This is a genomic window from Psychrobacter sp. ANT_H59 (assembly GCF_008369225.1).
Classification (GTDB): Bacteria; Pseudomonadota; Gammaproteobacteria; order Pseudomonadales; family Moraxellaceae; genus Psychrobacter; species Psychrobacter cryohalolentis.
The window spans coordinates 193,465-205,013 of the sequence record NZ_VOBE01000004.1 but is presented as its reverse complement, the minus strand read 5'-3'; the positions used below and the strand labels follow the sequence as shown (position 1 = coordinate 205,013).

Below are 11,549 nucleotides of genomic sequence, written 5' to 3'. Positions count from 1 at the left end.
AATATATGATTATCAGTGCCAGTTGGGTAAAATTATGTTATAAAAAACGTCAGAGGCATTATAACGTATGAGCGTCATAAATGCTAACTCAGTATCTTTCAGCAAGTAATATTTTAGAAAGTTATTTTATCTTAGCTATCCAACCACACTAGACTAGGAGTTTTTATTGAATGACCTGTTATTTAATAGCACCATTATTCAATGGGTGCTAGCAAATCTAATAGTGCCGTTACACTGTTTGATTGAGTCAGTTTTGGGTTGATTACCACGCCTAAATGACGCTGTAATTCGATATTATTTGCCATATCAATACGCTCTAAGTCTTGGCTAATCATCGTTTGCGGCAATACTGACCAACCAAGTCCTACAGACACTAGCATCCGAATAGATTCAAGTGGGTTGGTGCTCATGGTGGCATAAGGCTTTAGATTATGTTTGGCAAATTCAGCCAAGGTAATTTGACTGGTAAAGGTATTGGCAGATGGCAAGATAGCAGGGTAACGTGCCAATTGCTCTAGTGTCACATTAGACTTACTGGCCAAAGGTGATAAGGTACCAGTCATAAAGTAAAGTGGATCTGACCATAAGGTATGATAGGTTAAACGCTTGTCATAGACGGGTGGCAGGGTCAAAAAGGCTAGAGATAAGTCACCATCAAGTACCGCTTTATGTGCGGTTTCTGAATCGACGAAATGTACCTCTAGCTGTACGGCAGGATAGGCTTGGATAAAATGCTTAAGAACAGGGGCGAGATGGTGTAAGCCTATATGGTGGCTAGTACCAATGACAAGTTTGCCGGATACAATATGCTTAGAGTGCTGCAGATTGATTTTAAAGTTTTCGTAGTCTTCAAGCCATCGTTTGGCATGAGGTAACATCTCACTGGCGGCTTGAGTTGGAACAATACCACGACCCACCGTATCAAATAACGTGATATTAAACTCATCTTCTAAGTTTTTGATGCGTTTACTGACCGCAGGCTGAGTAATAAAAAGCTTTTCTGCTGCACCCGAAATACTACCTGTATTCATCACAGTCACGAATGTCGTCAAATTTGTGGTATTCACACCGATGTCCTTAGCTACATAACGAGCTATAAATAAAAGTTGGCTGACCCAATCATAATGTATTAGAAATAAAAGTTTGCAACTATGAAAGAATCATCAATTATTATTATAGGATTAGCCTGCTATAATCACAAGACATCGAAACGTATTTTAGACATATTTATTGTATTTACTTGATAATCTGCGCCATAAATCTTATTTTAGGCATCTATTATCGCAACCATTAGTAATTAACAGATAAAACCATAGCAAACTATGGTCCTAGTACTAGGGTTTTAGTAAATGAGAATAAAGTCATTAGCCACTAAAAAGGATAGCAATATGGCCGGTCAAACGTTATATGACAAACTTTGGAATGCTCACGAAGTCACCAAGCGTGATGATGGTTCGAGCCTGATTTATATCGACCGCCATTTGCTACATGAAGTAACAAGTCCGCAAGCATTTGAGGGTTTGGAATTGGCTAATAGAGCACCGTGGCGTCTGTCGGCTAATATTGCAAGCCCTGACCATAATGTACCGACAGTCACTAAAGAGCGCTCAGAAGGTGTAGCAGGTATCAAGGATAAGGTCTCGCGCTTACAAGTACTGACCTTAGATGAAAACTGCAGCAAATTTGATATCGCTGAGTTTACGATTAATGATGCTCGTCAAGGGATCTTGCATGTCGTCGGTCCTGAGCAAGGCTTGGTATTGCCTGGTATGACAGTTGTTTGCGGCGACTCGCATACTGCCACGCACGGAGCACTTGGCTGCTTAGCACATGGTATCGGTACCTCTGAGGTTGAGCACGTATTGGCAACCCAGTGTTTGATTCAAAAGAAATCAAAGAATATGCAAATCCGCGTCACGGGTGAGCTTGGCGCTGGCGTAACCTCAAAAGATGTGGTGCTTGCTATCATTGCAAAAATCGGTACTGCTGGCGGAACAGGGCATGCGATTGAATTTGCTGGTCAAGTATTTGAAGACATGAGCATGGAAGGTCGTATGACCGTCTGTAATATGGCGATTGAAGCGGGCGCACGCGTGGGTATGGTTGCAGTCGATGATACGACGATTGACTATGTTAAAGGTCGTCCATATGCGCCGAACGAGTCACAATGGCAGCAAGCAGAAGCTTACTGGCGTACTTTTTACTCAGATGATGACGCTGTGTTTGATAGCGTGATTGAGATTGATGGTAGCCAAATTGCACCGCAAGTGTCATGGGGAACCTCGCCTGAAATGGTGGTCGATATTACCCAGTCAGTGCCAACGCCTGATCAAGCTATTGATGAAGCGCAAGAAGAAGGTTGGTTGCGTGCTTATACCTACATGGGTTTGGAGGCCGGTCAAAAAATTACCGACATTCAGCTGGACCGTATCTTTATTGGCTCTTGTACCAACTCGCGTATTGAAGATTTGCGTGATGCTGCCGCCGTGATCAAAGGTCGTAAAGTGGCTGATACTATTAAAGAAGCCATCGTCGTTGCGGGCTCTGGTCAAGTGAAGTTGCAAGCAGAAGCAGAAGGCCTAGATGCTTTGTTTACGGATGCAGGCTTTGAATGGCGTGAGCCTGGCTGCTCGATGTGCCTTGCGATGAATGCTGATAAGCTTGAACCACAAGAGCATTGCGCCTCGACATCCAATCGCAACTTTGAAGGTCGACAAGGCAATGGTGGTCGTACTCATCTGGTCAGTCCAGCAATGGCAGCGGCAGCAGCATTGGCAGGTCACTTTGTGGATGTGCGAACTTTTTAGTTATTACGCGTCATTTAATAATAAGCACAATATTGATAGGAAATACTATGCAAGCTTATAACACTCAAACCGGTATCGTTTGTCCGCTCGATCGCGCAAACGTTGATACCGACCAGATTATCGCCAAACAGTTTTTAAAGTCTATTAAGCGTACCGGTTTCGGCGTCAATTTATTTGATGACTGGCGTTATCTAGATGAAGGGTATCCGGGACAAGACAATAGCACACGTGTTATCAATCCTGACTTTATTTTAAATAAACCACGCTATCAAGGTGCTACTATTTTGCTAGCCCGCCGAAACTTTGGCTGCGGATCAAGCCGTGAACATGCTCCTTGGGCGCTTTCAGAGTATGGCTTTCGTACAGTCATCGCCCCAAGCTTTGCCGATATTTTTTATAACAACTGTTTTAAAAATGGCATGCTACCGATTGTATTGGATGAAGAAATCGTTGATACCTTAATGAAAGCCACGTTTGCCAACGAAGGCTATGAGCTGACTGCAGATCTTGAGCGTCAGGTGGTCATCACCCCAACTGGCGAAGAGTATGCGTTTGAAGTCGATGACTTCCGTAAGCATTGCCTATTAAATGGTCTTGATGATATCGGACTGACTTTGCAGCAAAGCGATGCTATTAAAGAATACGAGCAAAAAATGATGCAAAAAACGCCTTGGATATTTAATGAAGTCAGAGCCTAGTGTTTAATCATGAAATAAAACCGCTAATGGCAAACGATTAATAATGGATATGAATCGCCATAAAAACGAGCTTAGCGCTAATACAGCGTTGAGTTATGGCGACTAAGTGGCTAAAATGAACGGTAATCTATTCTTATATTATATATTTCCATCTGATAAATAGTAGCCACCATTATGAATAAAATACGTTTTGCGGTATGGACAAGTACGGCTATTGCCATAACCTTATTATCTGGTTGTCAGGCGTTGACAGGCTATCAACAGATAGATAAAGCAGAAAGCGCAAAGGTATGGACGGGTACTATTAAGCCCATCGCTGGCGAGGTAAATATTGCCTGTGTCGGCACCTACCACTGTGAGATTGTAAAGATAGATCGCACGATGGTGATATCGCCTGAAAATCATAAACCTGTGAATGCCACCATGGTGGTTGCGATGAATGCTGCGAGCCAAAACAATAAAACTCGTACAGGAAGTAAGCATTCTCAAGCTGCTATGACGATGGATATGACGCCGCTTATTCATAATAATGCCATTAAGATTGTGCCATTATCAGCGTCTGCTATGCCAAATCTTATTAACTATTATGCTCGGGTCAAACCCGCTAAACGTGAAGTGCACGTTAATTTTTATCCAGAAAATAATCTAGGCTATGTCGAGCGTTTTGCTATGATTCATGACTTTGCTGGCCCAGGCACTTATCAGCTGCGTGCTTATCAAAAAAAGTCTGGCCAGAGCTCCGGTAGCTTGTTAGATACAGCATCGCCAGAGCCTTTATGTGTTGAGCTTTATCAAGGCAATACCGTGCAGCGCCGCTTCTGCAAGCAGATTGGCACTGAGCATCAAGGAGAGTTTGTAGAAGCCAGTATCGTTAAGGCGGCATCAGTGCCATCAAAAGTAAAGGTAAAAGCCAAAGTATAATTATTAAAAGCCTGTCGTTATTAGCTACAAACAAAAGCAAGTATAAAATAAGTCATAGAAATATAAATTTACTCAACCTCAAGGACCAGTATGGCAACGATTTTAACATTAGCGGGCGATGGTATTGGCCCTGAAATCATGACTCAGGCCATTGATGTGCTGAACGCTGTCAATGATAAGTTTGCGTTAGGTTTGACCCTTGAGTCTGGATTGATCGGCGGTGTGGCAGTTGATGCAACAGGTGAACCTTTGCCAGAAGAGACGCTACAACGTGCACGCGCAGCAGATGCAGTGTTATTAGGTGCAGTTGGTGGTCCTAAGTGGGATGGTATCGAACGTAGCAAACGTCCTGAGCGCGGTTTGCTAAAAATCCGTAGTGAGCTTGGTTTGTTTGCCAATCTGCGTGTAGCCAAACTTTATCCGCAGCTTGTGAATGCTTCAAGCATTAAACCTGAGATTATCTCAGGTCTAGACTTGCTGATCGTGCGTGAACTGACTGGTGGTATTTATTTTGGTGAGCCGCGCGGTATTCGTACACTAGAAAATGGTGAGCAGCAAGGCTATAACACCATGGTGTATAGCACCAGCGAAATCAATCGTATCGGCAAAGTTGCTTTTGAATTGGCGCAAACACGCGCGCAAGCAGCAGGAACCGCTGCCAAAGTCTGCTCTATTGATAAAGCCAATGTATTGGAAGTTACTGAGCTTTGGAAACAGACCATGATCGAACTACAGCAGTCAGAGTATAGCGATGTAGCGTTATCTCATATGTATGCTGACAATGCTTGTATGCAGCTGATTAAAGACCCTAAACAGTTCGATGTTATGGTCACTGGCAATCTGTTTGGTGATATCTTATCTGATGAAGCAGCGATGCTGACGGGTTCTATTGGCATGCTGCCATCAGCCAGCCTTGATGAAGCGGGCAAAGGCATGTATGAGCCTTGTCATGGTTCAGCGCCTGATATCGCAGGACAAGATATAGCCAATCCACTAGCGACCATTTTATCGGTCGCTATGATGTTACGTTATACTTTTAAACAAGAAGCAGCAGCACAAGCGATTGAACAAGCGGTCAGTGATGTGCTTGATGATGGCTTACGTACGGTCGATATCTTGGATCATAATGAAGCTGGACTTATACAAGTCGGTTGTCAGCAAATGGGGCAAGCCGTATTGGCAAAATTGATTTAATAGAGATTACTTTATCCTAGCCTGAAATTTCGAAAATTTATAATGAAAACCCACAATTTGCTAAGCAAGCTGTGGGTTTTTTACTGTTCGCTTTTAGAGAAGATAAGCATTCGCTAATGTTAACGTCTTTAAACAGAAAGCTGCATAAAGGCGTTTGTTTTAACACAGATACTGCAGTCTAATGCGCTTATTAACACAATGCTGTTATATGCTCACATGGGAACATGTCACCATAGCCTATCTATAACTGGTTTAGATAAATCAATAACTACTGGCTCAATCCACATTGTAAAATCAGTCCTATACTAGTCACAGGATTTTTGACATGGACATATGGTATGTTGAACTAATTATATAATTCTAATTAGGCATTAATGGTAATAATTTTATAATTACTTATAAGTTGTTTGTAATAAAAAATATAACTTAACAAATCGGAGTAATACATGTATCAATTGACCAAAATCAGCACGGCAATCGCAGCGCTTGGTCTATCGACCATTTTATTTATGGGGCAAAGTATTGCAGTAACGAGCGATGTCAAAAATGACACGGTCGAAGGAGGTGCAAAAGGTACTGCCACTAACAGCACAGAGTCTAATAATACAAATCAAGTAACTAGTAATAACAACGATGTCAGCCCAGTAACCAATGGCGTAAGTCAAAAAGTTGCTGGTAAAAGTAAGACAGCAGTATCGTTGAATAAGTATTTACCGACCATAAAATATACCACTGAAAATCTACCAATGGAGGCGCAAAAGGTAAATAGTGCTACTTGGAAACAAGGTATGAAGAGAAACCGTGATACTACCACTAAGCTGCAAGCTCTATTAAACTGGCATCAAAACGGCGTTGGTGCAGTTGATGGCTATTGGGGAAAGAACTCTCGTAAGGCGATGCAGGCTTTTCAGATGGCAAATGGGTTAGCAGTGACCGATACATTAAATATTGAGACGTGGCAGGCATTGACCAAGAATGATAAGCTTATGGCACAACCGGTATTGGTCAACTATCAGCTCACTGATGCAGATATCAATATAAAAACCACGGTTATTCCAGCAGGGGCAGAAGCCAAAGCTAAGCTTGAAGGGATGTACTATGAAACTGTCATTGAAGGTTTGGCGGAAAAGTTTCATATTAGTGAAAGTTATCTTAAGGCGCTCAATCCTAATGCTAAATTTGCAGTAGGCGAAACCATTACTGTCTACAATCCAGGCAATCCTAATATCAAACCTGTTAGTCGAGTGGTTGCTGATAAGACTACCGAAACATTGTATGCATATGATGATAAAGGCATCTTGGTTGCTAGCTATCCAACCACAGTAGGAAGTACAGCGACGCCATCACCAACAGGTACGCATACAGTTGCAGTTAAGGTACACGAGCCTAATTATACTTATACAGCAGAGAACGGTAGCAAGTCTATTTTGCCACCCGGTCCTAACAACCCTGTAGGTTCGGTATGGATTGGACTTAGTAAGCCGTCTTATGGGATTCATGGTTCGCCCGATCCTGCTCGTATCAGTCGTCAGGCATCAGCAGGGTGTATACGTCTAACCAATTGGGATGCGCTTGCATTACTTGGCGTGATACAAAGTGGTGCAACCGTTGAATTCAAATAACGACTAAATTCTAGACAAAAAAATACCGCTGATATCTAGCGGTATTTTTTATGGTAAAAACCATATTAACTTACTAAAATATGATAGGCAATAATGAGTAGGTTAGCAGTATCATTATTATTATCAGTTAAACCACTCAAGCATTATACATATGCTCTTATAACTATCTTAGTAGATAAGAATTTAGTTTTTACCACGATAAGTAATACGACCTTTAGACAAATCATAAGGTGTCATCTCAACCTTAACTTTATCACCAGTCAAAATTCGGATGTAATGCTTACGCATCTTACCTGAGATGTGCGCAATAATTTCGTGTCCGTTTTCTAAACGAACTTTAAACAAAGTATTTGGAAGGGTGTCAATGACTTCGCCTTCAAATTCAATAATCTCGTCTTTTGCCATAATTTGTATCATCAATCAATTTAAAATAAGCCCATATTATACGTAAGTTAGCAGATTAAAGCAATACGGAACCTGATTTTTACTTGACAGCCTGTAAGTGATATGTATGCCAGATTATATGGATTTAATCGGGAAGGTTGAGCCAAATAGGTGTGAGCGGCGCATCAGGCAGTAAGGTTTGAAAATGCTCAGGATAATAGGCATTAATGAAATACAAGCCATCACCTGAAGCAGTTGGTGGTGCTATTGTCCGATCTTTTTTCGCCAAAATATTTAAGAAGTCAGCCGGTTCTAACTCGTGTCTGCCGATCGCATATAACGTGCCCATCAGGTTTCGCACCATATGGTGCAAAAATCCATCAGCTTGAATATCGAAGACGATAAACTGACCATGAGTAAAAAGATTGGCATGGCTAATATGGCGAACGGGCTGATTAGATTGACAAGCGGCAGCACGGTAGCTACTAAAATCATGTGTACCAACGATATCAGATGCTGCAAGCTGCATGGCTTTTAGGTCAAGCGGCTCGTGAATATGTGTCACTTGATGGTTGAGGATGGCAGGACGCTGAGTTTGATTGAGAGTAATGTAACGATAACGACGAGCAATTGCGGCAAAACGTGCATGAAAGTCAGCAGGCATCGGCTGAACCCAGCGTAAAGCGATATCATCAGGCAAAAGACTATTTACACCACGCAGCCAATTGTGCGTTGGTCGATAAGCATGAGCAACAAAATGGGCAATCATATTACCAGCATGAACACTTGAGTCTGTGCGCCCTGCAGCAATCACTTCTACTGGTTCATTGGCAACAGTACTAATGGCGGTCTCTAACGCTTCTTGCACGCCAAGTACCTCTCTTTGGCGTTGCCAACCATGATAGTGAGTGCCCAAAAATTCAATAGCAATGGCTAAGGTATACGTTGGGCGCTTTGCTTTGTTGTTTTCAGTCATGGATATGGTCATTTTGGAACTTATACAGAGTTTGTGAGTGATAGTTTAACGTTTTTTGATACTGGTGCCCGTTTGCTGGACGTTATTTAACCAGCGTTGTCGACGTCGTGCTGGGCTGTCGTGGCGCAGTAACAACCACAGCAAGCGTGCATAAATGGCCGGAATGGTTAAACGACCGCCTGCAACCACTTGATAATCGTATTGCCAACTGCCCGCAGCATAAGTGTCGCTCACACCACCAAATGGCGATTGGCTAGCGCATACGACCATATGACCTTTTTCATAAGCCAGTTGCAAGGCTTCTGCCAACTCTACTGAGTAAGGGACGTTGCCAGCGCCATAGCCTAATAAAATAATGCCACAAGGCGGCTGTGATAATAAGGCGCGCAGCTGTTGGTTTAATGCGTCGGTTGCATTGGGCAAGCAGTACAACGCATGAACGTAAGCGTGCTCGGCACGAACTGCAATATCAGCACTAATATCTTGTTGGTCATCAAGCCAGTGCTGCCGACGAGTATCTGGCAAGCTTTTGACATAACTATTGGCAGGATAAGCCGCTCTAGAGTGACCAGTAAATGCCATAAAGTCATGGCTATGTATTTTTTGCACCGTTTGCGCTGGCCATGATTCGCCGCCGAAGGCAATCTTCACCCCCGATTCACCTGCACTTGCTAGCTTTAACGAGTCAGTAAGGTTGTTCCAAGCATCACTCTGTGCATCTACTTTATAAGAGTGCAGTTCCTCACTATCTAGCAGCGGACGCATACTACCGGTAACGACAATACAAATATCACTACCTGCAAAGGCTTCTGCTAAAAACGCTCCCAAATAACTGAGTGTATCTGTGCCCGTAATTAACACAAAACGTCTACTGCCTTGTTGATATGCCGACAGTAAAAGCTGATAAAAATGCACAAAATCACTGGGTGTAAACTGACTGCTGTCTTTAATCAGAGTATTGTGAAGCCAAGTAATGGGCGATAGATTAAGCGCATTATCCGATTCTGCCAGTAGTTGCTGCAAAGTTGGCAAAAAAACCTCTGCTGATAGTGGTGCTAATGGACGACCATAACTCCCAAAAGTGCCGCCAGCATAAATAAGTTGGATAGGTGCAGGAATTGTATTTGTCATAGATGGGTGCACTGTATTGGTTTTAAATTGAATAGACGATAGAGCAGAATTATTGAAAGAGAAATCATTGCTAGAGAAGAGATAGAAAAAACATCATTATTATACATTCAGCGAGTATTCTAAGTGGCTAGAATACTCGCTATCACACCAGTCATTTTAAGCAGTGCGATCAAGCAATCGTTGTGCTTGTTGCTGCTGTTCACTATTGCCTTTAGCAATGACTTCATTGAGTAGGCGTTTGGCACTATCGTATTCGCCAAATTGCACGTATTGACCTGCTAAATCTAGTGTGACTTGATTGCTGTCTAACGATTTAACAAAATCAAAATCTGCTGCGAACCGTGACGAAAAATCTTCAGTACTGCTAGTGTCAGCTGCAGGAGCTATATCAATAGCATTGTCGAGATGAGTATTGGCATATTCGCTATCAACTTCAACTGGCGTGCTTGCTGTTGTAGACTCTGATAAAGATAAAGAATCAAAGTCAAAATCATCGTCTATGACCGTATCATCACCGAATCTCAACGTAGTAGGGGCAGTACTAGAAGCGTCGGACTCATTTTTTATGATATCTATTTCTTCAGCGCTTATATCTTCAATATTTGCATCTTCAATACTGATATCTTCGAAACTAAAATCTTCAAAATTATCTTCGACAATAGAATGCTGAATTTCTATTTGCTCTGGCGTCTCATTCGACACATCATCACTGTGTAAAGATAAGGTCAGATGGTCATCATCTAAATAAGTTGTCTCTGTTGTAGCAGGTGCATTATTGATAACGTTATTGGTATCGTCATCACTGTTTAAATCTAAGAAAAAGTCATCTTCTAATGATAGCTCATTTAAGCTGCTGTTAAAACTATCGTCGGTAGCGTCATCGGTGGGAGCCTCTGTAGATGCAAGACTGTGCTCAGATAATTCAAAATCAAAATCGCTGTCAGTACTAGGACTATTATCAGTGTCGCTGTCAGTGTCTATAACCACAGTTGCAGGCGCAAAAATATCTTCATCTACTACATCAAGCGTGGTGACAGGTGCCGGGTTATTACTAGTATGGACAGGTTTATTAGTGCCATCTTCTAAATCACTCAGACTAAGATCAAACGCTTGCTCAATATGATCGAAATTATTATCATCAAAAGCATTCGAAGCCGTTAAGGTTTCACTCGTTGCTTCTGACAAGTCGTTTTTGTATTCAACATTTTGAACCGTATTAGTATCAAGGATTGGACTGTTGCTGCTGGCTTTATTGGTCGGTAGATCAAAATCTAAACTTTCAAATTCAGCGCTTTGACTATTATCTGCTGGCAATGCTCGCTTATCGACTTGGTTTTGTTCTTCAGTTAGCAAAGCTTTTAACTCATCAGCTTGTGCGATACTTTTGTCATCATTATTTGCTTTGATAGCATCATAGACTTTATTGAAATTCTCAGACTCATCTATCGTGGCATATACCGCAAGGAGCTTGAGAGATAATTGGCTATCATTTGGCTTTTCGCTTAAGCCGCGATTGAGCGTTTCAATCGCTTTATCATAGCGCTGTTGGTCCATAAAACGTTGAGCAATCTCAATATGATCAAACTTTTTCTCATGATTGATAGCTGTTTGAGTAGGCGTACTTCTAGAAGCAGCATGCTTCGATAAGGGCTCAATTTTGCCAGTATTTGTACTCAAATGCTCTGATGGCTTTTGCGCTTTGTTTTTGCGCATGACCAAGACCGCAACAAGTAAAATAACCACCAATCCGGCGATGATATATAGCATATTGTCCATAGTTACTCCCACGCCTACGATCAGAGCTGCTTGCATTGAT

At 42.0% G+C, this 11,549-nt stretch carries 10 protein-coding genes; 5 read left to right on the top strand and 5 right to left on the bottom strand.

The annotated features are described in order from the left end of the window. Positions 1-194: 194 nt before the first annotated feature. Complete coding sequence (locus FQ083_RS08455; RefSeq protein ID WP_149409544.1) at positions 195-1,067, bottom strand: LysR family transcriptional regulator; 873 nt, start codon at positions 1,065-1,067, stop codon at positions 195-197. Positions 1,068-1,388: 321 nt separating this feature from the next. Here FQ083_RS08455 and leuC point away from each other — a divergent pair, with 321 nt between their 5' ends. The 5 genes from leuC to FQ083_RS08430 all read left to right on the top strand — a co-directional run bounded on the left by leuC (position 1,389) and on the right by FQ083_RS08430 (position 7,242). Then, a complete protein-coding gene (gene leuC / locus FQ083_RS08450; protein ID WP_020443717.1) occupies positions 1,389-2,807 on the top strand; it encodes a 3-isopropylmalate dehydratase large subunit in 1,419 nt (472 codons plus the stop codon). Positions 2,808-2,854: 47 nt separating this feature from the next. Then, complete coding sequence (leuD, locus tag FQ083_RS08445) at positions 2,855-3,505, top strand: 3-isopropylmalate dehydratase small subunit (protein WP_149409543.1); 651 nt, start codon at positions 2,855-2,857, stop codon at positions 3,503-3,505. 174 nt (positions 3,506-3,679) lie between these two features. Continuing rightward, complete coding sequence (locus tag FQ083_RS08440; RefSeq protein ID WP_149409542.1) at positions 3,680-4,426, top strand: hypothetical protein; 747 nt, start codon at positions 3,680-3,682, stop codon at positions 4,424-4,426. Positions 4,427-4,516: 90 nt separating this feature from the next. Next, a complete protein-coding gene (gene leuB / locus FQ083_RS08435) occupies positions 4,517-5,620 on the top strand; it encodes a 3-isopropylmalate dehydrogenase (RefSeq protein WP_149409541.1) in 1,104 nt (367 codons plus the stop codon). A 446-nt stretch (positions 5,621-6,066) separates the two neighbouring features. Then, a complete protein-coding gene (locus tag FQ083_RS08430; protein WP_149409540.1) occupies positions 6,067-7,242 on the top strand; it encodes a L,D-transpeptidase family protein in 1,176 nt (391 codons plus the stop codon). Positions 7,243-7,425: 183 nt separating this feature from the next. On the opposite strand, the gene infA is transcribed toward FQ083_RS08430, so the two are convergent. The 4 genes from infA to FQ083_RS08410 all read right to left on the bottom strand — a co-directional run bounded on the left by infA (position 7,426) and on the right by FQ083_RS08410 (position 11,509). Beyond that, positions 7,426-7,647 (bottom strand): translation initiation factor IF-1, encoded by a 222-nt coding sequence (gene infA / locus FQ083_RS08425; protein WP_010199824.1) that lies wholly within the window; start codon positions 7,645-7,647, stop codon positions 7,426-7,428. A gap of 124 nt (positions 7,648-7,771) precedes the next feature. Next, positions 7,772-8,602, bottom strand: coding sequence for a tRNA pseudouridine(38-40) synthase TruA (gene truA / locus FQ083_RS08420; RefSeq protein WP_149409539.1), 831 nt, complete (start codon positions 8,600-8,602; stop codon positions 7,772-7,774). A gap of 45 nt (positions 8,603-8,647) precedes the next feature. Further along, complete coding sequence (locus tag FQ083_RS08415; protein WP_149409538.1) at positions 8,648-9,733, bottom strand: asparaginase; 1,086 nt, start codon at positions 9,731-9,733, stop codon at positions 8,648-8,650. Positions 9,734-9,889: 156 nt separating this feature from the next. Beyond that, complete coding sequence (locus FQ083_RS08410; protein ID WP_149409537.1) at positions 9,890-11,509, bottom strand: FimV/HubP family polar landmark protein; 1,620 nt, start codon at positions 11,507-11,509, stop codon at positions 9,890-9,892. Positions 11,510-11,549: the final 40 nt, after the last annotated feature.

What these genes read in the sequence shown, in the direction of transcription:
- infA (WP_010199824.1), bottom strand. Translation starts at nt 7,647, where the DNA reads ATGGCAAAAGACGAGATTATTGAATTTGAAGGCGAAGTCATTGACACC.
- leuC (WP_020443717.1), top strand. Translation starts at nt 1,389, where the DNA reads ATGGCCGGTCAAACGTTATATGACAAACTTTGGAATGCTCACGAAGTC.
- FQ083_RS08415 (WP_149409538.1), bottom strand. Translation starts at nt 9,733, where the DNA reads ATGACAAATACAATTCCTGCACCTATCCAACTTATTTATGCTGGCGGC.
- leuD (WP_149409543.1), top strand. Translation starts at nt 2,855, where the DNA reads ATGCAAGCTTATAACACTCAAACCGGTATCGTTTGTCCGCTCGATCGC.
- FQ083_RS08440 (WP_149409542.1), top strand. Translation starts at nt 3,680, where the DNA reads ATGAATAAAATACGTTTTGCGGTATGGACAAGTACGGCTATTGCCATA.
- FQ083_RS08410 (WP_149409537.1), bottom strand. Translation starts at nt 11,509, where the DNA reads ATGGACAATATGCTATATATCATCGCCGGATTGGTGGTTATTTTACTT.
- leuB (WP_149409541.1), top strand. Translation starts at nt 4,517, where the DNA reads ATGGCAACGATTTTAACATTAGCGGGCGATGGTATTGGCCCTGAAATC.
- FQ083_RS08430 (WP_149409540.1), top strand. Translation starts at nt 6,067, where the DNA reads ATGTATCAATTGACCAAAATCAGCACGGCAATCGCAGCGCTTGGTCTA.
- truA (WP_149409539.1), bottom strand. Translation starts at nt 8,602, where the DNA reads ATGACTGAAAACAACAAAGCAAAGCGCCCAACGTATACCTTAGCCATT.